Source organism: Microbacterium thalassium (assembly GCF_014208045.1).
Taxonomy (GTDB): Bacteria; Actinomycetota; Actinomycetes; order Actinomycetales; family Microbacteriaceae; genus Microbacterium; species Microbacterium thalassium.
The window spans coordinates 2,806,439-2,830,228 of sequence record NZ_JACHML010000001.1 but is presented as its reverse complement, the minus strand read 5'-3'; the positions used below and the strand labels follow the sequence as shown (position 1 = coordinate 2,830,228).

The window sequence follows — 23,790 nt, the reverse complement described above, 5'->3', positions numbered from 1 at the left end:
GTCCTCTCGTCACGGGAGCCGCCCCCTGCGGCCCCTCACCGAAGTGACGAACAACAGTCGACCAGATGGACACCTCGAGCGCACGGGTTGTCGCAGATCTCGTGGATCCGCCGACAGCAGGCTTCGAACGGACGTCGGATGCCGCCTCCACCGATCGGTGGATGCCGCGCGGGAGCCCGAGAGCGAGACTCGGGAGCACAGAGTTCGCAGACGGAAGAAGCCATCATGTCCACGCCGGCCATCACGATCCGCCGCCCCGGCCTGGTGCCGGCGCTCGTCTCGCTGCTTCCCACAGCGGTGTTCCTGCTCGTCGACAACTGGCTCGGACTGATCCCGGCGATGATCGCCGCCAGCGCGATCGCGATCGTGCTGATCGTCGTCCGCCGCAGCCGCGGCCGCGGCATCGGCGTGCTGCTGCCGCTCACGCTCGCCTACGTCGTGGTCAAGGCCGTCGCGGGCGTCCTCACGCAGTCGCACGTGGTCTACTTCGGCGCCGGCATCGCCCTGAGTGCCGTGATCGCGGTGGCGGTCGGCGCGACGGCCTTCACGCGCCGGCCGGTCGCCGTCTACCTGATGCCGCTCGTGACCCCGTACCGCCACCTGACCGCGGAGCACGCCGTCTACCGGCGCGTCGCCGCCCACGTCACGCTCGTGTGGGCGCTCGTGGAGCTCGGCATCGCCGGGTGGGAGGCCTGGCACCTGTCGGTGTCGTCGGCGACCGAGTTCGTGATCATGCGCACCATCGGCCCCTGGATGGCGATGGCCGTGCTGATCTTCTTCCTGATCTTCTACATCCGCTTCCGCCTCGACCGCTACGAGTGGGCGATGCGCCGCGCCGAGGAGCGGGAAGCCGCCCAGGTCGCCGCCTGACGGCACTGTCCGTCGATCGGGTTACGCGCGCGCATCGATGCGTGATGCGATGACTTTCGATCTCCCGATCGAGGCTCTACCGCCCCGCGGCGTACCCCTGCATGCCGCGCGGGTTCGCGGCTGCCCACACCGTTCCGCGGTCGCGGTCGATACCAACGGCCGACAGGCGCCCGAGACGCCATTCGCCCGCGCGGACCACGTCGTGCCCGCGCCGCGCGAGTCCCTCGACGATGTCGTCGCCGATGCGATCCTCGACGACGGCGCCGGCAGGCTCCCACGTGCGCGGCCAGAACGAGTCGACGAGCGCGACGGTGTGCAGGATCGGGGCGTCGATGGCCTCCTGCGCGGCATAGCCGCCCGCGAGCATGCGCAGCAGCATCGGCAGTTGCCACTGGTCCTGCTGGTCGCCGCCCGGTGACCCGAGGGCCATGACCGGCGCCCCGTCGCGCAGCACGAGCGTCGGGGTGAGCGTCGTGCGGGGGCGCGCGCCGGGACGCAGCGCCGAGGGCGACGACTCGTCGAGCCACGCCATCTGCAGGCGCGTGCCGAGGCAGAAGCCGAGCTCGGGGATCGTCGGGCTCGACTGCAGCCAGCCGCCCGAGGGCGTCACCGAGACGATGTTGCCCCAGCGGTCGACGACGTCGATGTGGCACGTGTCCCCGCGCGTGTGCCCCTCGCGCGAGACGGTGGGCTCACCGGCGCCGGCGAACGAGACGGCCTCGTCGGCCGAACGGCGCAGCGGCGGACGGAAGGGCTCGCGCCCGGGCACCGAGCCCGGACGCCACGCGCGCGACGCGACGTCGCCGATCTCGGCTCGTCGGCCGGCGAGGTACGCGTCGTCGAGGAGCGGATCAAGATCCACGCCGTCGCCGAAGTACGCGTCGCGATCGGCGAGCACCAGCTTGAGGGTCTCGAGCACCGTGTGGGCGCCGGCCTCGGTCGACACGTCCAGCAGCTCGTCGGGCAGCGGCTCGAGGATCCGCAGCGCCTGCAGCAGCGCCGGGCCCTGGCACCACGCGCCCGCCTTCGCCACGGTGTGGCCGCGGAAGGTCGCCGTCAGGGCCTCCTCGTACCCGGCGCGGAAGCCCGCGAAGTCGGCGGGGGAGATGACCGCAGCGTGGTCGCCGCCGGTGGAGTGGCGGTGGGGCCGGGCGAGGAAGGCGGATGCCGCCTGCGCCACGAGACCGGTCGCCCACTCGGCACGGGCGGCCTCGACGCGCGACGCGCGGTCGTCGGCATCCGCTCCCGCCGCGATGAGCCGTTCGAGCACGCCGGCGTACGCGGGGTTGCGGTGCAGGTCGCCGGCCTGCGGCACCTCGCCGCCGGGCAGCCACAGGTCGGCCGACGTCGGCCAGTGGTCGCGGAAGAGATCGGCCACTCGTTCGATCACGGCGACCGTGGTCGGAAGCAGCGGGGCGCCGTCGCGCGCGTACCCGATCGCAGGGCCGAGCACGTCGGCGAGTTCCATCGTGCCGTGGTCGCGCAGCAGCAGCAGCCACGCGTCGACGGCGCCCGGGATCGCCGCGGCGAGGCCGCCCGCGCCGGGCACGAGGTCGAGCCCCTCGCCGCGGAAGTGCTCGATCGTCGCGCCGGCCGGAGCGGGGCCCTGGCCCATCAGCACGACCGGGCGTCCAGGGTCGTCGGCCGTCGCGAACAGCCCCACGAGGTCGCCGCCCGGGCCGTTGAGGTGCGGCTCGACGACGTGCAGCACGAACGCCCCGGCGACTGCGGCGTCGAACGCGTTGCCGCCGCGCTCGAGCATCGCCTGCGCGCTCGCCGTCGCCAGCCAGTGCGTCGACGCCGACATGCCGAACGTGCCCGTCAGCGTCGGGCGCGTCGTGAACGAGTCGGGTGGGGTGAAGCTCACTTCTTCAGGCGTGTGATCCACGCCTCGACCTCGTCGGCCGTGCGCGGGATGTCGGCCGACAGGTTCACCGGACCGTCCTCGGTCATCAGGATGTCGTCCTCGATGCGCACGCCGATGCCGCGGTACTCCTCGGGGACGGTCACGTCGTCGATCTGGAAGTACAGACCGGGCTCGATCGTGAACACCATGCCGGGCTCGAGCGGCGCGTCGTAGTACATCTCGCGGCGGGCCTGCGCGCAGTCGTGCACGTCGATGCCCAGGTGGTGGCTCGTGCCGTGGACCATGTAGCGGCGGTGGTGTCCGCCGGCATCCGCTTCGAGCGCCTCCTCGGCGGTGACCGGCAGCAGCCCCCACTCGGCGACGCGCGCGGCGATGATCTCCATCGCAGCCGCGTGGACCTCGCGGAACAGCACACCGGGCTTCGCGGCGGCGAACGCGTGGTCGGCGGCTTCGCGGACCGTCTCGTAGATCTTGCGCTGGATGTCGGTGAACGTCCCGCTCACGGGGAGCGTGCGCGTGATGTCGGCCGTGTACAGGCTGTCGACCTCGACGCCGGCGTCGATGAGGATCAGGTCGCCGGGGATCACCGCGCCATCGTTGCGGGTCCAGTGCAGGTAGCACGCGTGGGGGCCGGACGCGGCGATCGTGTCGTAGCCGACCGCGTTGCCGTCGCTGCGGGCGCGCGTGTGGAACACGCCCTCGACGATGCGCTCGCCGCGGGCGTGCTCGATGGAGCGGTCGAGGTTCGCGACGATGTCGTCGAAGCCGCGCGCGGTGACGTCGACCGCGAGACGCATCTGCTCGATCTCGTAGGCGTCCTTGACCAGGCGGAGCTCCGAGACGAAGCGCGTGAGCTCGTCGTCCTCGTCCACCACCAGGTCGTGCTCGCCGGCGGCGAAATCGTCGACGTGCGCGGTCGCCAGGCCGAGGTCCGAGGCGACGCCGTCCAGCGCCGGGCGCGGGCCGATCCAGAACTCGCCGATCGCGGCGTTGGAGTAGAACTCGGCGGTCGTGCGGTCGGCGCGCTCGCGGAAGTAGAGGGTGACGTCGTGCCCCGTCTCGTCGCGCGGCTCGAAGACGAGCAGCGAGTCGGGCTCGGCGTCGGCGGCCCAGCCGGTGAGGTGGGCGAACGCCGAGTGGGGGCGGAACGGGTAGTCGGTGTCGTTGCTGCGCTGCTTGAGCGAACCGGCCGGGACCACGAGCCGGCGGCCCGGGAAGGCGGCCGAGACCGCGTCACGGCGCGCGGCCGCGAAAGCGGCCTGCGCTCGCTGCGGCGGGACGCTCTCGGGGCGGTCGGCCCACCCGGTCGAGATCGTGTCGAGGAAGCCCTGGCCGTACGGCTGGCGGCGGTTGGTGCTCGTCGTGGGCTTCTCGGAGTCGGTCTGAGCGATCGTGTCGCTGTCGCCTGTCGTGCTCATCTCTCCAGTCTCCCATGCCGGCGCCGAGCGCGCCCCGCCCGGGGCGGGCGTCAGCCGGCGGGCTCGAGCTGCACGATGAGCGGGCGGTGGTCGGACCCCGAGTCGTCGGCGGAGCGCAGCACGATCGAGCCGGTCACCGTCCAGTCCGCCGACACCATGACGTGGTCGATCGGCACGCCGACCAGAGACGGGACCTCGGTGGACCAGGTGCCCACCGACCCGTTGCCGGACTCGGCGGCCGCGTCGTAGCACTGGCCGAGCGTGCCGCCGTCGATGCCGAGCCCCGACATGTGCTCGACGGTGGCGTTGAAGTCGCCCGCCATGATGACGTTGGCGTCGCCGCACTGGTCGGCGAGCCACTGCAGGTCCTCGCGCCAGTCGGCCATGTACGACCGCCGCGGGGCGACCGCGTGCGCGGCGACGACGATCGGCCCCCCGCCGTCGGTGGGCATCGCGACGGCGCTCGGAACGGTCGACGTTCCCGCCTGGGAAGCCTCGATGACGGCGTAGTCGCCGAGCTCGGGCGCGATCAGCAGCGTCGTCGACCCGGCATCCCATTCGGTGTCGGGGTAGTCGGTGTAGTGCGCCCACATCGGCTGGCCGAGCTCGCGCATCGCGATCGCGACCTGCTCGCCGCTCTCGATCGTCGTCTCGGGCAGCGCCACGATGTCGGCGTCCATCGCCACCGCGATGCGGGCCACGGTCTCGGGCGCCGTGGCCTCGCCGGCGGTGTTCCAGGTCATGACGCGGATGCTGGAGTCGGTCTTCGCCGGGAGTGTCTCGGTTCCCAGGCCCCGCCCGACCATCATCACGGCGCCGGCGACGGCGGCGATCGCCGAGATCGCGGCCAGCGAGAGCGCGAACCGCCGGAGGGGCCTGACGACCGCCAGCACGAGCGTGATCACGGCGATCGCCGCGAACGCGGCCACGAGCAGACCGCGGAACGAGATGATCTGCGCGATCGGCCACATCCGCTCGACGCGGAAGAATCCCGGCCACGTGAGCACCGCTGCGGCGATCGCCCACAGCACGCTGAAGAGGACACCCACGAGGCGAAGCACGACCGAGACTCTATGTCAGGTGTCTGGGAGATCCGTCAGGGGACATGCCGATCCGGGCATGTCGCGCCGGCCGCTGACGGCGCGCGGCGGACGATACGCTCGTGCCGTGTCGGATTCGCGGCGTTTCGAAGGCCCCAGCGACCTTCATCTGCACTCCACCCGGTCGGACGGCACCGAGCCGCCGGCCCAGGTGATGGCCGCCGCGCACCGCCACGGGCTCGGCACCGTGTCGCTCACCGACCACGACACCACCGCGGGGTGGGCGGAAGCCGCGGAGGCCGCCGCGTCCCTGGGCATGACGCTGCTGCCCGGCATGGAGCTGTCGTCTCGGCAGGAGTGGCGCAGCGTCCACCTGCTGGCCTACCTGTTCGACCCGGACGACCGCGCGCTGCGCGCGCTCACCAGCCGCATCCGCTCGTCTCGCCTGGACCGCGCGCGCCTGATCGCCGAGCGCATCTCGCACGACTTCGACCTCGCGTGGGAGGACATCCTCGAACAGACCGTCGACGGGGCGACCGTCGGGCGCCCGCACATCGCCGATGCGCTGGTCGCGCGCGGTTTCGCGCGGGACCGGGCCGAGGCGTTCTCGGGGATCCTCCACCCCCGGGGGGACTACTACGTCGCGCTGTACGCTCCGGACCCGGTGACCGCCGTCGAGGCGATCGTGGCTGCCGGGGGAGTCGCGATCGTGGCGCACCCGGCGGGCCGCGCGGGCGTGCCGGAGGCGGCGCTGCTCCGGCGCATGCTCGACGCCGGGCTGGCGGGGTTCGAGCTCGGGCACCGCGACAACCATGCGTCCGGTGTGCGGACACTGCGCCGGCTCGTCCGCGAGCGCGACCTCATCGTCACCGGCTCCAGCGACTACCACGGGCTCGGCAAGCCCAATCAGCCGGGTGAGCACACGACCTCCGACGACATGGTCGCGCGCATCATCGACGCCGCAACCGGCAGCGCCCCCGTCTACCCGTAGGCGGACGAGGGCGCTGCGCGCGGCGGAGAAGGATCAGCCGAGGGCCTTGGCCTTGATGGCCTCGTACTCCTCGGGGGTGATCGTCCCGGCGTCCAGGAGCGCCTTGGCCTTGGCGATCTCCTCACTGGGGCTCGAGCTCGCCACCTGCTTGATGTAGGCGTCCTGCGCCTCCTGCATCTGACGTGCCGTGGCGGCGCTGCGCTCGGCCATGCCCTTCCCGCGGGCGATCAGGTAGATCAGGGCCGTGAGGAACGGCACGAAGATCAGGAAGAGGATCCACACCGCCTTCCACCAGCCGTTGAGCTTGCGGTCGCGGAACAGGTCGCCGATGATCGCGAACAGGGCGAACAGATACGCGAAGAACACGAAGACCGCCAGGAACCACCAGATGATGTCCCAGAACGAGCCCCAGAAACCCTGGTACTCATAGCCGGTCGTGACTGCTTCGAGGAAACGCACGATGATGCGCCTTTCTTGAGCGAGGGACGGACGCGGGCGCGTCCGTCGCTCACCCTAGCGCGTCAGCCGGCGGCGGGAGCGCCCGGCGTGCGGGGACCGCGACGACGGCGGCGTCGGCGGGCCGACGGGTTGCCGTCGTGGTGTCCCTTGCCGCTGCCGTCGTGCGTTCCCGCACCTTCCGGGCCGGCGCTCTGCGGTGCCGGAGCGCCGTGCTCGGCCGGGACCTCGGGTGCGCTCTTCGCCGGGCCCTGCGCGCCCTGACCCGACGCCCCCGAACGGCGGCGGCGGCGACGGCGCTGCGACGAGGACCCGTCGCCGTTGCCCGACGGCTGCCCCTTGGTCGGGATCGACTCGGTCTTCGGCGCCGTCCGGATGCGGCCCTTGGTGCCCTCGGGGATGTCGAGGTCGGCGTAGAGGTGCGGGCTCGACGAGTAGGTCTCGACGGGCTCGGGCTGACCGAACTCGAGGGCGCGGTTGATGAGGGCCCACTTGTGCAGGTCCTCCCAGTCGACGAAGGTCACCGCGATGCCGGTCTTGCCTGCGCGGCCGGTGCGGCCCGCGCGGTGCAGGTACGTCTTCTCGTCGTCGGGGATGGTGTGGTTGATCACGTGCGTGACGTCGTTGACGTCGATGCCGCGGGCGGCGACGTCGGTCGCGATCAGCACGTCCTTCTTGCCGGCCTTGAACGACGCCATCGATCGTTCGCGCGCCTCCTGGCTCATGTCGCCGTGGACGGCGGCGGCGTTGAAGCCGCGGTCGCTCAGCTCGTCGACGAGCTTCTGCGCGGCGCGCTTGGTGCGCGTGAAGATCACGCTCTTGCCCCGGCCGTCGGCCTGAAGGATGCGGGCGATGACCTCGTCCTTGTCGAGCGCGTGGGCGCGGTAGACGACGTGCTTGATATTCGCCTGCGTGAGTCCCTCGTCGGGGTCGTTCGCGCGCATGTGGATGGGGTTCGACATGAAGCGACGGGCGAGGGCCACGATCGGGCCGGGCATCGTCGCCGAGAAGAGCTGGGTGTGACGGACGGCCGGCACCTTCTGGAAGATCTTCTCGATGTCGGGCAGGAACCCGAGGTCGAGCATCTTGTCGGCCTCGTCGAGCACGACCTCGGTGGCGTTCGAGAGATCGAGCAGGCGCTGGTTCGCCAGGTCGATGAGGCGACCGGGGGTTCCGACGACGATCTGGGCGCCGGCCTTGAGCTGCTCGATCTGCCCCTCGTACGCCTTGCCGCCGTAGATCGCGACGACGCTGGTCGAGCGGTTCTCGGTGAGCATGTCGATGTCCTCGTAGACCTGCACTGCGAGCTCGCGGGTCGGGACGACGATCAGCGCCTTGACGCCGTGCTCGGGATCCTTGCCCAGGCGCTGGACGACGGGGATGCCGAAGCCGAAGGTCTTGCCCGTGCCGGTCTTGGCCTGGCCGATGATGTCCTGGCCGGGGAGGCCGAGCGGGATCGTCTGCTCCTGGATGGGGAACGCGTCCACGATTCCGCGCGAGGCGAGGGCCTCGACGATGTCCGGGTCGACGCCGAGGTCGGCGAAGGTCGTCACGATATGCACCTGTTCGGGGAGAGGGCGGCGGTGGCCGCGAGATGGATCCACGCCCTCTTCAGCCGCAGGCGCGGGGTCCCGGTCCGACGCCGGGATACATTCCAGGATACCCGGCCATAGGCTAGACCCCGTGGTGAGGTGGTTCTGGCAGCGGCGCTCGGCGGGCGAGCGCACGATGACGCTGCGCTCCCGGGGGGACTTCGGCGACGCCGTGCGCGTGGATTTCGAGGAGCTCGCACCCGATGCCGACACGTTCCTGGGACAGGCGGCGTACCTGCAGCTGGGGTTCTTCGAGACCCTCAGCGAGCTGATCGCGGCGACCCCCGAGCTCGAGGACAAAGAGGCCCTGTCGCGCGCCGCCGGGGCCGCGCTGACCAAGCACGAGGAGCTCGTGGCGCTCATCCGCGAGCGCGGCGACGACCCGACGGCGCTCATGCTGCCGTTCCGGGAGCCCCTCGACGACTTCCGGCGCGAGACGCACGGCGTGCGCCCGCAGGAGACGATGCTCTCGGTGCACATCACGGCGGGCATGCTCGACGACTTCTACCTCGCTCTCGCGTCGAGCTACGGCGACACCGGCCGGCGCGTCGCCCGTATCCTCGGCGTCGACTCCGACCGCGAGGCGATCGTCGACCTCATCCACGCCGCGATCGACGGGGACGTCGAGATGAAGTCGCTGCTGGCGATGTGGGGGAGGCGCCTGGTCGGCGACACGCTCCTGATCGCGCGCGCCGCGCTCCGTCCCCGGCAGCTCGACCTGGCCGACGAGGAGAAGGTCGAGCCGGTGTTCACCGAGCTGATGTCGGCGCATTCGCGTCGCATGGACGCGATGGGCCTCGCCGCCTGAGGCGTCCTCAGCCGATGCCGAGGCGCTCGCGCTCGGCGGCGTCGCGGGCCGTGCGCACGCGCGACAGCACGATGACCGCCGGATAGGTCACCGCCAGCGGCACGACGATCGCCGCCAGCCACGGCCACGGCGTGTCGATGCCGATGCCGGCCCACGTGAGGATCGTCCACGCGCCGCCGCCCGAGATCGCGCCGATCATGGGGGCCAGCGCCGCTCCGCGCGTGGATCGCGCGCCGATGTGGAAGTGCACGCCGATGCCGATCACGGCGCCGGCGATGAACGCGAGCAGGATCTGCATGCCGCCTCCGTCAGGCGACGAAGCCGACGCGGCGCGACTCCTCGGTGCCGAGCTCGATGTAGGCCAGACCCGTGGTCGGGACGATGTAGGAGTTGCCCTTGTTGTCGGCGAAGGTCAGGTGGGTGGCTCCCGCGTCGAGCGCGCCCGCGACGGACTTCTTCACCGCGGCAGCGGGCTCGTCCGTCTCGAAGCTGAGCTCACGGCCGGTGTTCGCGATGCCGATGCGGATCTCCACGTGACTGCCTTTCTCGAGCGTGCGCGACCCGGTGCCCCGGGCGCATGGCCACTCTACGACACGGCCGGTGCGCACCCGCCGCCGGGGCGCACGCTGTGGGCGAACGGCCGTGTCGCCGGCCCGCGCTACCGTCGAGGGGTGATGTCCCGCCGGTTCGATGCGTCCGCCCGCCTGGATGCCGACCAGCGGTCGGTGGTCGACCTCGATCCCGAGGCATCGGGCGTCGTGCTCGGCGCTCCCGGAACGGGCAAGACGACGGTGCTCGTGCGCCGCGTCGCGCGGCTGCTCACCGAAGCCGGCCTCGAACCCGACGAGCTGCTCGTGCTCACCCCGACGCGCCAGACGGCGACGGAGCTGCGCGACCGGCTCGCCGCGGGACTGGACGTCGCCACTCCGGGGCCGCTCGCGCGGTCGACGTCGTCGTTCGCGTTCCAGCTCGTGCGCGCGGCCGCTGTCGCCGCCGATGCGGCACCGCCGCTCCTGCTCACCGCGGGCGACCAGGACCGCATCATCGCCGAGCTCCTCGCGGGCGATGAAGAGGATGCCGCGCACGGAGCCGACCGCTGGCCGGCTGCGCTGTCGCCGGCGGTGCGCCGCTCGCGCGCGTTCCGGTCGGAGCTGCGGGCGCTGTTCGCCGAATGCGCCGAACTCGGACTCGCACCCGCCGACCTCGGCTCCCTCGCGACGGCGCAGGCACATGAGACATGGGCGGCCGCCGCCGGCTTCGCCGCCGAGTACGCGTACACGCTCGGGCGCATGCGCGCCGACCACCGCGACCCCGCCCAGCTCGTGCACGAGGCGGCGGGGCTCCTCGCCACCGCCGATGCCGCCCGCATCGGCCCGGCATCCCGCCTGCGGGTGCTCCTGATCGACGACGCGCAGGAGCTCACGCGCGGCGGCGTCGCCCTGGTGGAGGCCGCCCGCGAGCGCGGCATCGCCGTCCTCGCGTTCGGCGACCCCGACATCGCCTCGGGCGCGTTCCGCGGGGCCAGCGTCGAGCTGTTCGAGCAGCTCGTGCGCATCCTCGGCTCCGACGTCCACGTGCTGGACGGCCCGCATCGCGCCGCACCGGGCCTGACGCGCCTGACCCGGTCGGTGACGGCGTCGATCGGAGCGAGCGGCCGCGTGGACCACCGGCGCGCGCCCGGGCCGGTGACAGACGATGACGCCGTGACGGCGATCGTGGCCGACTCGCCGTTCGCGGAGGTCGACCGCATCGCGCGGACGCTGCGCACCTGGCATGTGATGGACGGGATCGCGTGGGACGACATGGCCGTCATCGCGCACGACACGCGCCAGGTGGCGCAGCTGGACGTCGAGCTGGCCGCGCGCGAGGTCCCCACCCGCGCCGCGAGCGTGCCGCGGCCGCTCGGACGCGAAGAGGTGGTGCGCGATCTCGTCGGCATCGTGCGGCTGGGCATGACGGATGCCGACGAGCGCGATCCCGACGACGTCGCGGACGCGCTGCTGACGGCGTTCGGCGGGCTCGACGCGGTTGGCCTGCGGCGCCTGCGCGCGCGGCTGCGCGTCGCCGAACTGGCAGAGGAGGGCACCCGGTCCGCGCGCGAGCTGCTGGCCGCGGCGATGCGCGAACCCGCGTGGCTCGCGCTCATCGACTCCGCCGAGGCGCGGCGCGCCGGGCGCCTCGCGGCGGCGCTCGAGAAGGTCCATCACCAGGCCCGCCGGGGCGCGACGATCCACGAGCTGCTGTGGACCGTGTGGGAGCGCTCCGGACTCGAGCAGACATGGCTGCGCCGCACGCAGTCCGGCGGCGCGGGCGCGGACGAGGCGACCCGCTCGCTGGACGCGCTCGTCGCCCTCTTCGGCGCGGCCAAGCGCTCCGTCGAGCGGGCGCCCGAGGAGGGGCCGGCGGGGTTCATCCGCGAGATCCTCGACAGCGACGTCCCCGAGGACATGCTCACCGCGCCCGAGCGGTCGGGCACCGTCGCGCTGCTGACCCCGGCCTCGGCCCTCGGCACCGAATTCGAGGCGGTGATCCTCGCGGGCGTCCAGGACGGCGTGTGGCCGAACACCCGGCTGCGCGGCGGGCTGCTGGACGCCTGGCGGCTCGCCGACGCGGCGGCCGCCTGGCGCGACGGCGCGGCCGTGCCCGAGCCGGCCGTGCTCGACCGGCGCCGCTCGGCACTCCACGAAGAGCTGCGACTGTTCGCGCGCGCGGTGTCGCGGGCGCGGTCGCGCGTGGTCGTGACGGCGGTCGACGACGACGACCTCGGCCCGAGCGCGCTGTTCGCCTATCTGCCCGACCCGGTGGCGGATGCCGGTGACGCAGCATCCCACCCGCTGACGCTGCGCGGACTGGTGGCGCGGCACCGGAGGACCCTCACGTCGACCCGGGACGGGGCCGAGCGCGCTCACGCCGCACGGCAGCTGGCTCTGCTGGCCGACGCGGGCGTTCCCGGCGCGCATCCCGACGAGTGGTTCGGCGTCGCCGGGCCCTCGAGTACAGCGCCGCTGCACGACCTCGACGTCTCGCCCGTGCGCATCTCGCCGTCGCGCCTCGAAGGCTTCGAGAAATGCGCGCTCGACTGGGCGGTGCGCGCACTCGGCGGCGACACCAGCTCGTTCTCGTCCGGGCTCGGCACGATCCTCCACGCCGCCATGGAGGCGGCGCCCGACGGCGAGCTCACCGCGCTGCGCGAGGCGGTCGACGATCGCTGGGGCGAACTGCCGTTCGAGGCGGAATGGCTCGAACGGCAGGAGCGTGCGTGGGCCGAGGTGCTCGTGCAGCGGCTCCACGTGTACCTGCGCCGGGTCGGCGCCGAGGGCGGTGTCGCGGTCGGCGCCGAGTCGCGCTTCCGGCTCGCGATCGATCTGCCCGGCGGAGGCGAGCCGTCGGTGCGGACCGCCGACGCCGACGACGAAGGACCTGCCGCGCTGCTGTCGGGCTCCATCGACCGCGTCGAGGTCTACCCGCCGGGGCGCGGCGAGGACGTGCCGGTCACGGGGGCGGGAGACGCACAGCGCGTCGTCGTGCTCGACCTGAAGACCGGACGGTCGGAGTCGCGCGTGTCGGCCGACAAGGTCGCCGACGACGCCCAGCTGGCCGCGTACCAGCTCGCGGTGGCCGAGGGTCTCGTGGAGGGGGTCGACGGGGCCGTGAACGCCGGGGCGCGCCTGCTGGTGCTGTCGAAGACCCTGAAGGGCACCCACTACCGGATCGCCCATCAGCCGCCCATGGACGACGAGGCCCGTGCGGCGTTCCTGCGGCGCATCGGCGTCAACGCCCGCGGCATGGCCGCATCCGACTTCACCGCGAACGTCGACGCCCACTGCACCGACGACCGCTTCGCGGTGTGCCGTCTGCACACGGTGAAGGCGGTGAGCTCGTCGTGACGTCCTCCGGGGCATGGCCGGCCGGAGCAGGCCTGTCGGCATCCGCCATCGCCGCGGCGCTCGGCCTCCCCGAGCCCACGGCCGACCAGCGCGCCGTCATCGAGGCGCCGGCGACGCCCGCGCTCGTGATCGCCGGCGCGGGAAGCGGCAAGACCGAGACGATGGCCGGCCGCGTGGTGTGGCTCGTCGCGAACGGGCACGTGCGCCGCGACGAAGTGCTCGGGCTGACGTTCACGCGCAAGGCCGCCGGCGAACTGGGGGAGCGCATCGGCGCGCGGCTCGCGCGGGTCGACGAGTACGCCCGGCGGGGGCTCGTGCCGCTCATCGGGTCGCTCGCGGCATCCGGGGCGCTCGCCGACGTGTGGGAGCGCGTCGGCGGCGAACCGGAGCGGCGCCGCGGCGCGGCCCTCGGCGAGCAGCTCGACCGCCTCGCGCGCGAGCACGGCACGCTCACCGGCGACCAGGCGGCTCCCGTGGGCGAGGACGTGCTGCTGCGGGCGCGGGTGTCGACGTACAACGCGTTCGCCGACGCGATCGTGCGCGAGCACGCGGCACGCATCGGCCGTGATGCCGAGGCGGCGCTGCTGAGCCAGTCCGGCTCGTGGCTCACCGCGCGCCGGGTGGTGGTGGACTCGCTCGACGAGCGCCTGGCGACGCGGGAGGACCGGTTCGGAACCGTGGTCGACGCCGTCCAGCGGCTCGCGGGCGAAGTGCTCGACAACCGTGCCGACCTCGACGAGGTCGCCCGGTTCGGCGCCGAGCTCGAGGCGGCCGTCGCTCCGCTGGTCAACCCGAACCTCGCGGGGCCCGGCGACATCGAGAAGCTGCACGCGGCCATGGGCGGGCTCGGCATCCTCGCCGATCTCGTGCGCGACTACGACCGCGCCAAGCACGCGCGCGGCGCCCTCGACTTCGCCGACCAGGTCGCGGGTGCGCTCGAGATCGTGCAGACGGCCCCCGACGTCGCCCGCGACCTGCGCGACCAGTACCGCGTCGTGCTGCTCGACGAGTACCAGGACACGTCGGTGCTGCAGACGGAGCTGCTGGGCGGCATCTTCCGCGACACCGCCGTGATGGCCGTCGGCGACCCTCACCAGTCCATCTACGGCTGGCGCGGGGCGAGCGCCGACAACCTGCGCACCTTCGACCGGTCGTTCGCGCAGGAGTCGCCGTGCGCGCGCTACACGCTCATGATCAGCTGGCGCAACGATGAGGCGATCCTCGATGCCGCCAACGCCGTCATCGCGGCGGCCGACGCAGACGTGCCGCCGCTCGCGGCGCGGCCGGGGGCCGGCGACGGGCGCGTGGAGCGCGTGTTCGCCCCGACGATCGAGGAGGAGGCGGCCGCCGTCGCGGACTGGTTCGCGGCGGCCCGCGATGCCCACGACGCCGCGCACGACCGTCCCCACTCCGGAGCCGTCCTCTTCCGGGCCAAGCGGCACATGTCGACGTTCGCCGACGCCCTCGCCGCCCGCGGCATCCCGCACCGGATCCTCGGACTCGGCGGTCTCCTGTCCACGCCCGAGGTCGTGGACGTCGTCGCCGCGCTGCGTGTGCTCAGCGACCCGTCGCAGGGATCGAGCCTGATCCGTCTGCTCGTCGGCCCGCGGTTCGGGGTGGGCGTGGCCGACATGGCCGCGCTCCACGAGCTGGCCAGGTCGCTCGCGCAGCGCGACGCGTCGTTCGCGCGCCTGCCGGACGCGCTCGTGCAGCGGCTGCGCACCTCGGTCGGCGTCGACGAGCAGGTGTCGATCATCGACGCCGTCGACGTCGTGCGCGCCCTGCCCGCCGACTACGCGCTGCTCGCGGGCTTCACCGACGAAGGCCGACGGCGCATCAAGGAGGCCGGGACGGTCTTCGAGCGACTGCGCGCGTCGACGGCGCTGCCGATCCCCGACCTCATCCGCCAGATCGAGCTCGAGCTGCGGCTGGACGTCGAGCTCGCGGCGAACGAGAGCCGGGGGCCGGCGCGTCTCGCCTCGGCGCAGCTGCGCTCGTTCGTCGACGAGATCCGCGGATTCCTCGCCGCCGACGAGCGCGGCTCGATCGGGAGCCTGCTGGCGTGGCTGGACCACGCCGAGGAGACCGACGAGCTCATGCCGCGACCCGAGCCGCCGGAGCCCGGAGTCGTGCAGCTGCTCACCATCCACGGCGCCAAGGGGCTCGAGTGGGACGCCGTGGCGGTGGTGCGGATGGTCACGGACGAGCTCCCCAAGCGTCCGCGCTCGACCCTGGGCTGGCTCGGGTTCGGCGTGCTCCCGTACCGGTTCCGGGGCGACGTCGACGCGCTGCCGCACTTCGACTGGGATCCCGGGACCGCCGGCAACCGCACCGCCCTCCAGCGGGCGATCCGGGACTTCAAGGGCGCGGGGCGCGCGCACCAGGAGTCCGAGGAGCGCCGGCTGGCGTACGTCGCCGTCACCCGCGCGCGCGAAGACCTGCTGCTCACCGGTTCGCGGTGGGGCGGCCAGCTCCAGGCGCGGGGGCCCAGCCCCTACCTGGCCGAGATCATCGCCGCACTGGAGCTCGAGCCGATTGAGGAGCCCGACGACGACGAGAACCCGTACGAGGGCCGGCAGGGCGCGACCCTGCAGTGGCCGCTCGATCCGCTGGGCGAACGCGGCGACCGAGTCCGCGCCGCCGCCGACGAGGTGCGCCGCGCGCTGGAGCGACCCCGCGCCGCCGCCTCCGATGAACTCGACCGCCTGCTGCGCGAGCGGGCCGCACGGGTGGCGCCGCGGGTCGCCGAGCCGCCCGCGCGTGTGGCGGCATCGCGCTTCAAGGACTTCGTCGAGGACTTCGACGGCACCGTCTCGTCGATCGTGCGGCCGGTGCCCGAGCGTCCCTACCGCCAGACGCGCATCGGCACGCTCTTCCACGCGTGGGTGGAGCAGCGTTCCGGGCTCGCCGGACGCGGCACGTCGCTCGACGACGGACTGTGGGAAGTCGACGACGAGCCGGCGAGCGAGGCGTCGCTCGCGGACGCGGCTCAGCTGGGCGCGCTGACCGACACCTTCCTCGCGTCGGAATGGGCTTCGCTGCAGCCCATCGAGGTCGAGACCGAGATCGACGTCACCCTCGCGGGCGCCGAGGGTCTGGTCAATGTCATCTGCAAGCTCGACGCCGTCTACCGGCGCGACGACCGGGGCGGGCGCATCGAGATCGTGGACTGGAAGACCGGCCGGCCGCCCGCCGACGAGGACGAGCGCGACGAGCGGATGCTGCAGCTGGCGCTGTATCGCGTCGCGTACCACAAGCGCCACGGCGTCCCGCTGTCGCAGATCGACGTGACTCTCTACTACGTCGCGGACGACCTCGTCATCCGCTCGGACCGGGTCTACTCCGAGGCGGAGCTCGTCCAGCGCTGGAACGCGGCGCGCGAGGCCCGCTCGGTCTCGAGCTCGGCCTCGGCGTGATCGTCGGCGTACGCGCCGATGTCGATGGGAGCCGTCGAGACGTCCTCGATGCGTGGGGCGGATGCCGGCGCCGACGCGGCGGCCGCGACCGGCAGCTCCACGAGCGGCGCCACGGGCTGGGTGTCGGCGTCGGTGATGGCGGGGTCGGCGCGGTGGGCGGACTCGTCGTCGTCGGAGTGATCGACGTTCATCCACAGGGCCAGCTCGGCCATGTCGTACGCGTCGGTGTGCATCGAGGTGTCGACGCTCGGCGCCGAGCTTCCGGGGACCTGGCCGATCATCGCGATGGCATCGTCGACGTCCACGGCGGTGTCCACGACCAGCGACTGCCCGCGCACGCCCTCGGCGAGCGTCGTCAGCAGCTCGCGCGCGTCGGCGACGATGTCGTCTCGGCCCGCGTCGTGACCGTGCACGAGCCACTTCGCGAACTCGAGTTCGGCGTACAGGCGCGACCGGTCGCGCACGTGCGCGTCGGGCGCGCGGTCGCTGTGCGCGGCGTAGGCGTCGAACACATCGCGCGCGGCCTCGGGCGCCGATGCGAGCCACTCCAGGTCGGCGGCGGGGTCGCCCGCCGACAGCCCGTGCCAGTCGAGCAGACCGGTCACGTGCGGCACGCCGTCGATGTCCTCGAACAGGAAGGATGCGGCGCCGGCGCCGCCGAGCACGATGGTCGACTCGAACCGCCACAGCGCCTCGGCGTCCAGAGCGCCGCGCCAGCGGGCGAGCAGCGGCGCGGGAACCGCGCCCGTCGCCGCGGCGCGGTCCACCACGCGCAGCGCGTCGCCCCGCACCTGTGCGGGGGTGCGGGCGGGAAGGCCTTCGGCGCGGACGATCGACAGCGGCAGCGCGTGCAGCGCGGCCAGCGCCGACCCGAGCGATGTAGCGGCACCGCGCCCGGGCGGCAGATGCGCGGGATCCACGCGGTATCCCGGCAGGAAGTCCACGACGATCGCGGGGGAGCCCGCCATGCCGGTCTCGCCCAGCAGCTCCGGGGCGCGGAAGGGGAGCAGGCCCCGCACACCCGGCGTCAGGGCGCGCAGCGCACGGGCCTGCGCCACGAGCTCGGCTCCGGCCGACGGGTCTGCGGGGGTGCGGACGACGACGGTGCGCCCGTCGTCGAGACGCGCGAGGGCGGAGTCGTAGCGACCGGTCGCCCCCTCGGTGAGTGCGCCGGCTCCGACCACCCCGACGCGGGGGAGAGCCGACGTGACTGCCGCGGCTAGAGTGAGGGGTGAGCGTGCCATGTGCTCAGGGTAGGTCGGGCGCGCGCGTGCGCCGTCGCGCCACGCCCTGTCTGCGGAGCACCGCCGGAATCGTCCGATCACGCGAGAGGGGACCCGATGCCGTCGCCCGAGAGCGCGCCACCGGCGCTCGCCCGAGCCGAGCTCGATCGATCCGCCGCCGAGCGCGACGAGCCGGGCGTGCTCGATCGGCTGCGGTCCGAGCCGTCGACGCGGGTGCTCGTGGTGGCGCGCGACAAGGCGCCGATCTCGGACTCGGGGGCACTCGCGTGGCGGGCGCCGGACGAGGCTCCGGAGGACGCCGAATGGGCGCTGCTCGGCCGCGCCGCCGACGGAGCGGCGCTGCTGGCCGCGGTGATGTCGGAAGCGCCGGCGGACGAGGACTGGGCCGGACTGCGCGCGGTCGGCGCCGCACTCGCACCCGAGGACGCCGCGGCCTTCGTGACGGCGGTCTCGCTCGGCCGCTGGCTGCGCGACGCGCCGTTCTGCCCCGCGTGCGGAGAGCGCGCGCTCGTCGCCCAGGCGGGATGGTCGCGGCGCTGCCCCTCGTGCGGGCGCCAGCACTTCCCGCGCACCGACCCGGCCGTCATCGTCGCCGTTACCAGCGCGGTGGATCCCGACCGGCTGCTGCTCGGCTCGAACGCGATGTGGGCGGGGACCCGCTTCTCGTGCTTCGCGGGCTTCGTCGAGGCGGGGGAGTCGCTCGAACAGGCGGTGCACCGCGAGGTCGAGGAGGAGGCCGGGGTCGCCCTCACCCGCCTGCACTACCGCGGTTCGCAGCCGTGGCCGTACCCGCGTTCGCTCATGGTCGGCTACCTGGCCGAGGCCCGGGACGACGCGGCGGCTCGGCCCGACGGCGAGGAGATCGTCGACGTCCGCTGGTTCACGCGCGATGAGATCGGCGCGGGACTGCGCGGCGACCCCGCGGTCGGCCTGCCGGGCCCCGCCTCGATCGCGCACCGGCTGATCGCCGACTGGCATGCGGGCCGGGCATGACCGGCGGCCCCCTCGACGGTCTCGACGAGCGCCAGCGCGAAGCGGCATCCGCTCTGCGCGGCCCCGTCGCGGTGCTCGCCGGCGCCGGCACCGGCAAGACGCGCGTCATCACGCACCGCATCGCGCACGGCGTGGACACGGGGGCGTTCTCGCCCGGCCGCGTGATGGCGGTGACGTTCACGTCGAAGGCGGCCGGCGAGATGCGCGGACGCCTCCGCGCGCTCGGCGTCGAGGGCGTCGCCGCTCGCACGTTCCACGCCGCCGCCCTCGCGCAGCTCAACTACTTCTGGCCGACGGTCGCCGGCGACACGGCGCCCCGGCTCGTCGACAACAAGGTGCGCGTGCTCGCCCACGCCGCCGACGGCATCGGGCTCGATCCCGACATCGCGACGCTGCGCGACGTCGCGTCCGAGATCGAGTGGCGCAAAGTGACGATGCGCTCGATCGAGCAGTATGCCGCCGAGCGCACCCAGGGCGTCGGACGGATGCCGGTCGAGCGCGTGGCCGACCTGCAGCGCGCCTACGAGAGGCTCAAGGACGAGCGTCGGCAGATCGACTTCGAGGACGTGCTGCTGGCGTGCGCGGGCATGCTCGAGGCCGAGCCGAAGGTCTCGCGCGCCGTCCGCGAGCAGTACCGTCACTTCACCGTCGACGAGTTCCAGGACGTCTCGCCGCTGCAGCATCGGCTGCTGGATCTGTGGGTCGGCGACCGCCGGGACATCTGCGTCGTCGGCGACGCGAGCCAGACGATCTACTCGTTCGCGGGAGCCGACGCGGGGTTCCTGCTCGACTTCGCCCGGCGGTACGAGGACGCGCGTGTCGTGCGGCTGGAGACGAGCTACCGTTCGGACGCGCCGATCCTCGACGTCGCGAACGAGCTGATGCGCGATCGACCCGGTGCGCTCCATCTCGTCGCCCGGCCGGCCGCGGAGGCCGACGCCGACGCGCCGGCGGATGCCGACCGGCCCACGGTGAACGCCTTCGCGGACGACGCGGCGGAGGCCCGTGCGATCGCGGCCGCCGTCGCCGCGCAGATCCGCTCGGGCGCCGAGCCGAGCCAGATCGCGGTGCTGTACCGCGCGCACGCGCAGTCCGCCGAGATCGCGGGGGCCCTCGCCGGCGCGGGCATCGCCTCGACCGTGCTGGGAGGTCGCCGCTTCTTCGATGTGCCCGAGGTGCGGCAGGCGGTGATGGCGCTGCGCGGCGCATCCGTCGCGCCGCTCCAGTCGGCATTCGTCGACGCCGTCCGCGACGTGCTGCGATCTCTGGGTCTCACGGACGAGCCGCCGCAGGCCGGGGGAGCGCTGCGCGACGCCTGGGAGGCCCGGGCCGCGCTCCTGCGCCTGGCCGAGGAGGCCCCGGCGGGGTCGACTCTGCGCACGTTCACCGACGAGCTGATGGCGCGGGCGAAGGCGCAGCACGAACCGGCGATGCGCACCGTGACGCTCGCGACCCTGCACGCCGCCAAGGGCCTCGAGTGGGACCACGTGCACGTGGCGGGCCTCGCCGAGGGGCTGCTGCCGATCGCCTACGCCACGACCTTCGAAGCGGTGGACGAGGAGCGGCGCCTGCTGTACGTCGGGATCACCCGGGCGGCCCGGTCGCTGTCGCTGACGTGGGCTCGGGGTCCGCGAGATCGTCAGCCGTCGCGATTCCTTCGAGAGATCGGCACCCGCACGCTGCGTGCGGTCGGTGCCAGCGGGTCCGGCGGTGCAGCGACCCGGCGTGGAGGGTCAGCGAGCGCGTCCGCGCGCGTCCGCTGACGACGAGGGCGTCGCGCAGCAGCCGCGCGGCGACGGCGCCCGCCTCGGCCGCGCGCGACGGGGCCAGGGGCGGGGCCGACCGGCCCATCAGCTGGGCGGCCACGGCGGGCCAGGCGGGGTCGGCGTCGCGTCGCCGCGTCCACACGCACGCCAGGCACGCGGTGCGTCCGGGGGTGACGACCGGGCCGACCTCGACGTGGCGCTCGCCGACCACGACCGGCACATGGACGAGGTCGGCGGCCATCAGATGCGACACCAGGCGCGGATCGACCACGCGGGCGGCGATGACGACGACGGGGAGTCCGTCGAGGGCGACGCCGGCGGGACGCTGCGGATCGACGGTCGTCCAGCCGCCGTCCGCGAGCGCCTGGACGAGCATGTCGCCTGCGGCGTCCGTGAGGCGCATCTGGTCGAGCACCGCGAGGGGCAGCCGCGGCGCGGCGGGCTCGCGTTCGAGCACGGGGCGAAGCTCGGCGAGGAAGGCGCCGGCCGCGGTCGCGTCGACGCCGAAGCCCGCCGCGATGCGGGCGACGTCCGAATCGGTCGCGCCCGACTCGAGTGCGGCGATGACGCGCTCCTGCCACGGCTGTGGCGCCGCCAGGACGACGCGCGCATCCTCGCCGAACTGCAGGACGTCGGGCGAGCGCCACAGCGGCGGGTGGGCCGGATCCAGGTGCATGCCGAAGATCCTGCTCGACGGCGCCCTCGTCGGACCGCTGTCCACAGGGCGTCCGCGGGCAGACCGTCCTCCTCCGCGTTGGGGAGGAGACGACGGTGCTCAGACGGGCCGGTGGTCGTCCGGATGGTCGTCGGGCTCGTCGGACTCTCCCGGGGCGTCGCCGCCGGCCGAGGGGTCCTCGCCCGCGAGCAGTCGCGCCAGCGCGTCGTCGAACTCGTCCGGCACGGGCTCGTCGCCGCGGGCGCGAGCCTCGAGCCGGGCGACCAGCGCCGAGGGGTCGTCGATGTCGTCGGCTCCCGGCATGAGGTCCGGGTAGTCCCACAGCGCGTCGCGTGCGGCGACGCCGACGGCATCGGTCACCGCGCGCCACATCGCCGCCGCCTCGCGCATGCGGCGCGGTCTCAGCTCGAGTCCGACCAGCGAGCCGAGCGCACGCTCGGCGGGACCTCCGACGGCCCGGCGACGGCGCACCATCTCGGCGATGCGCTCCGCGGACGGGATGCGGGCGGTCGCGTCGGCGGTGACGACGTCGACCCAGCCCTCGATCGTGGCCAGCAGGTTCTCCAGGCGTTCGAGCGCGGCGTTCTGCGCATCCGAACGGGTCGGCAGCAGCTCGCCGCTCTCGATGGCGCGGCGAAGCTCCTCGGGCTCGGACGGATCGAAGCGCGTGGCGAGGTCCTCCAGCGCGTCGGTGTCGACGTGGATCCCCCGGGCGAAGTCGGTCACCTGCGAGATGACGTGCAGCCGCAGCCAGCGGGCGTGGCGGAACAGCCGGGCATGGGCGAGCTCGCGCGTGGCGATGTACAGCGCGAGCTGGTCGTCGGGGATCTCGAGCTCGGCGCCGAGCGTGGCGAAGTTCTGCGGCAGCACGGCGGCCTGCCCGTCGGGCATGAGCGGGATGCCGACGTCGCCGCCGGAGACGACCTCCTTCGACAGCTCGCCCACGACGTGGCCGAGCTGCGTGGCGAACAGGGACCCGCCGACCGTGCGCATGAGGCGTCCGGCGCCCTGGAGCAGGCCCTGCATCTCGGCCGGCGTCTGCGCCGAGAGGGTCTCGGTGAGGGCGTCGGCGATGCTGTTGGCGACCGGGTCGGCCAGTTCCTGCCACACCGGCAGCGTCGCCTCCACCCAGCCGCCGCGCGTGATCGGCGCGGGCGGCGAGGAGAGCTGCGAGATGCCGGTCGCCTCGCTCAGCCACAGGTTGGCCAGCGAGAACGCCTGGTCGACGTCGGTGCGCTGACCGCTCGTGACGCCGAGGCCGTCCTGGTTGGCGATGTGCAGCGCCTGCGTCTTGGCCATGTCCCACGAGATGCCCTCGTCGCCGGCCGCGAACGCGCCCTGCAGATGGCGCATCACCTGCTGCATCATGGCCGGGTCGATCTGCATGCCCGACAGCTGCGACAGCTGCTCGGGGTCCAGCTCGCCCGCGCCGCCGCCGAGCAGATTGCGCAGGAGCTCCTGGAACTCCTCTTCGGGGGTGCGGTCCTCGTCAGCCACTTCAGCCGCCTTTCAGCCGGGTCGGGGCGTCTCGTTCTACGCTAGTCGCGAAGATCCTCGCACCGCCCGGGTGGCACCCGATTCCCGTACGCCGGTCGCGAACGACCCGCCAGAAAGGTACCCGTGGCGCTGTTCGACGAGAATCCCGTCCCTTCGCCGGCGCCCGAGCGCCGACTGTCGCGGGGGGCGGTGGCCGGCACGTGGGCGCTCGCCGTCGCGCTCGTGGTGCTGGTCGTGCTGACGTTCCTCCCGACCTCGTACGTGATCGAGCAGCCCGGGCCGGTCTACAACACGCTCGGCACCGCGCGCGCGTCCGACGGCACGGATGTGCCGCTCATCTCGGTCGACGGCGCCGAGACGTACCCGACCGAAGGGTCGCTGGACCTCCTGACGGTGCAGGTCGTCGGCAATCGCGAGCGCACGCCGTCGTGGTTCGAGCTGGCCACGGCCTGGTTCGACCCGAGCAGGGCCGTCGTCCCGCTGACGTCGATCTTCCCCGACGGGCAGACCAGCGATGAGCGCACCGAGCAGAGCGCCGCGCTCATGGTCGACTCGCAGAAGGAGGCGACGGCGGCGGCGCTGTCGGAGCTGGGCTACGAGGTGCAGCCCGAGTTCAGCGTCTTCTCGTTCGTGACCGACTCCGCGTCCGAGGGCATCCTCGAGGAGGGCGACGTCATCGTGGCCGCGAACGGCACCGAGATCATGGACGTCGACACCCTCCGCGGCATCGTCAACGACGGCGGGGGCGCCGCGATCGAGCTGACCATCGTCCGCGACGGCGAGCAGATGGACGTGTCGGTCACGCCTCAGGTGACCGAGGTCGACGGCGAGACGACGCTGCTGCTGGGCATCTCGCTCATCACCGACTACGAGTTCCCGTTCGACGTCACCATCCAGCTCGACAACGTCGGAGGACCCAGCGCCGGCATGATGTTCGCCCTGGGCATCATGGACGTGCTGACGCCCGGCGAACTCAACGGCGGCGAGCAGGTCGCCGGCACCGGCACGATCACCGGCGACGGGGTCGTCGGCGCCATCGGCGGCATCCGTCAGAAGATGTGGGGCGCGCTCGACTCGGGTGCGGACTGGTTCCTGGCCCCCGAGGCGAACTGCGACGAGGTCGTCGGCCACGTCCCGGGCGATCTGCAGGTGTTCTCGGTCGAGACCCTCGAGGACGCCCTGAGCGTCCTCGAGGCGATCACGGACGACGGAGACCTCTCGGCGCTGCCCACCTGCACCGCGGGCTGATAACGTCCGGGTTACTTCCCA

Annotated in this window: 17 protein-coding genes; 8 read left to right on the top strand and 9 right to left on the bottom strand. The window is 73.3% G+C overall.

Going from position 1 to position 23,790, the window contains the following annotated elements; all coding sequences use genetic code 11:
* The first annotated feature begins 225 nt into the window (after positions 1-225).
* A complete protein-coding gene (locus HD594_RS13165) occupies positions 226-870 on the top strand; it encodes a hypothetical protein (protein ID WP_184751384.1) in 645 nt (214 codons plus the stop codon).
* Positions 871-946: 76 nt separating this feature from the next.
* Here the strand turns inward: HD594_RS13165 and HD594_RS13160 are convergent, their stop codons facing one another.
* From HD594_RS13160 to HD594_RS13150, 3 genes are read right to left on the bottom strand one after another with little or no spacing between them, the layout of a single operon-like run.
* The gene (locus HD594_RS13160) at positions 947-2,737 is read right to left on the bottom strand and encodes a gamma-glutamyltransferase family protein (protein ID WP_271171166.1); all 1,791 of its coding nucleotides are present in this window, start codon (positions 2,735-2,737) and stop codon (positions 947-949) included.
* Positions 2,734-4,155 (bottom strand): aminopeptidase P family protein, encoded by a 1,422-nt coding sequence (locus HD594_RS13155; RefSeq protein WP_184751383.1) that lies wholly within the window; start codon positions 4,153-4,155, stop codon positions 2,734-2,736. Before HD594_RS13155 ends, HD594_RS13160 begins: the two co-directional genes overlap by 4 nt.
* A gap of 50 nt (positions 4,156-4,205) precedes the next feature.
* A complete protein-coding gene (locus HD594_RS13150; protein ID WP_184751382.1) occupies positions 4,206-5,216 on the bottom strand; it encodes an endonuclease/exonuclease/phosphatase family protein in 1,011 nt (336 codons plus the stop codon).
* Positions 5,217-5,322: 106 nt separating this feature from the next.
* Here HD594_RS13150 and HD594_RS13145 point away from each other — a divergent pair, with 106 nt between their 5' ends.
* A complete protein-coding gene (locus HD594_RS13145) occupies positions 5,323-6,186 on the top strand; it encodes a PHP domain-containing protein (protein ID WP_271171165.1) in 864 nt (287 codons plus the stop codon).
* 33 nt (positions 6,187-6,219) lie between these two features.
* Here HD594_RS13145 and HD594_RS13140 read toward each other — a convergent pair whose 3' ends face one another.
* Both HD594_RS13140 and HD594_RS13135 read right to left on the bottom strand, forming a co-directional pair.
* Positions 6,220-6,645 (bottom strand): SHOCT domain-containing protein, encoded by a 426-nt coding sequence (locus HD594_RS13140; RefSeq protein ID WP_184751380.1) that lies wholly within the window; start codon positions 6,643-6,645, stop codon positions 6,220-6,222.
* 62 nt (positions 6,646-6,707) lie between these two features.
* On the bottom strand, positions 6,708-8,195 hold the full coding sequence (locus HD594_RS13135; RefSeq protein ID WP_184751379.1) for a DEAD/DEAH box helicase: 1,488 nt from the start codon (positions 8,193-8,195) through the stop codon (positions 6,708-6,710).
* A gap of 130 nt (positions 8,196-8,325) precedes the next feature.
* On the opposite strand from HD594_RS13135, the gene HD594_RS13130 reads away from it, so the two are divergent.
* On the top strand, positions 8,326-9,042 hold the full coding sequence (locus HD594_RS13130) for a ferritin-like fold-containing protein (RefSeq protein ID WP_184751378.1): 717 nt from the start codon (positions 8,326-8,328) through the stop codon (positions 9,040-9,042).
* Between the two features lie 7 nt (positions 9,043-9,049).
* Here HD594_RS13130 and HD594_RS13125 read toward each other — a convergent pair whose 3' ends face one another.
* On the bottom strand, positions 9,050-9,340 hold the full coding sequence (locus tag HD594_RS13125; protein WP_184751377.1) for a hypothetical protein: 291 nt from the start codon (positions 9,338-9,340) through the stop codon (positions 9,050-9,052).
* Between the two features lie 10 nt (positions 9,341-9,350).
* Entirely contained in the window at positions 9,351-9,575 is a 225-nt protein-coding gene (locus tag HD594_RS17505; protein WP_184751376.1) for a DUF3107 domain-containing protein, read from the bottom strand.
* A gap of 141 nt (positions 9,576-9,716) precedes the next feature.
* Here HD594_RS17505 and HD594_RS13115 point away from each other — a divergent pair, with 141 nt between their 5' ends.
* Together HD594_RS13115 and HD594_RS13110 are read left to right on the top strand one after the other, a co-directional pair.
* Complete coding sequence (locus HD594_RS13115) at positions 9,717-12,929, top strand: ATP-dependent DNA helicase (protein WP_184751375.1); 3,213 nt, start codon at positions 9,717-9,719, stop codon at positions 12,927-12,929.
* Positions 12,926-16,345: an ATP-dependent DNA helicase gene (locus tag HD594_RS13110; RefSeq protein ID WP_184751374.1), complete on the top strand. Its 3,420-nt coding sequence runs from the start codon at positions 12,926-12,928 to the stop codon at positions 16,343-16,345. Before HD594_RS13115 ends, HD594_RS13110 begins: the two co-directional genes overlap by 4 nt.
* Here the strand turns inward: HD594_RS13110 and HD594_RS13105 are convergent.
* On the bottom strand, positions 16,267-17,589 hold the full coding sequence (locus HD594_RS13105) for a phosphotransferase (protein ID WP_184751373.1): 1,323 nt from the start codon (positions 17,587-17,589) through the stop codon (positions 16,267-16,269). The two genes, HD594_RS13110 and HD594_RS13105, sit on opposite strands and share 79 nt — an antisense overlap.
* Before the next feature lie 96 nt (positions 17,590-17,685).
* Between HD594_RS13105 and nudC the strand changes: the two genes are divergently transcribed.
* Positions 17,686-18,582 (top strand): NAD(+) diphosphatase, encoded by an 897-nt coding sequence (nudC, locus tag HD594_RS13100; protein ID WP_184751372.1) that lies wholly within the window; start codon positions 17,686-17,688, stop codon positions 18,580-18,582.
* Positions 18,579-20,345, top strand: coding sequence for an ATP-dependent helicase (locus HD594_RS13095; protein WP_184751371.1), 1,767 nt, complete (start codon positions 18,579-18,581; stop codon positions 20,343-20,345). Before nudC ends, HD594_RS13095 begins: the two co-directional genes overlap by 4 nt.
* Before the next feature lie 778 nt (positions 20,346-21,123).
* Here HD594_RS13095 and HD594_RS13090 read toward each other — a convergent pair.
* Positions 21,124-22,521: a zinc-dependent metalloprotease gene (locus HD594_RS13090; RefSeq protein WP_184751370.1), complete on the bottom strand. Its 1,398-nt coding sequence runs from the start codon at positions 22,519-22,521 to the stop codon at positions 21,124-21,126.
* 123 nt (positions 22,522-22,644) lie between these two features.
* On the opposite strand from HD594_RS13090, the gene HD594_RS13085 reads away from it, so the two are divergent.
* Positions 22,645-23,769, top strand: a complete 1,125-nt coding sequence (locus tag HD594_RS13085) for a YlbL family protein (RefSeq protein WP_184751369.1) — start codon at positions 22,645-22,647, stop codon at positions 23,767-23,769.
* Positions 23,770-23,790 lie beyond the last annotated feature (21 nt).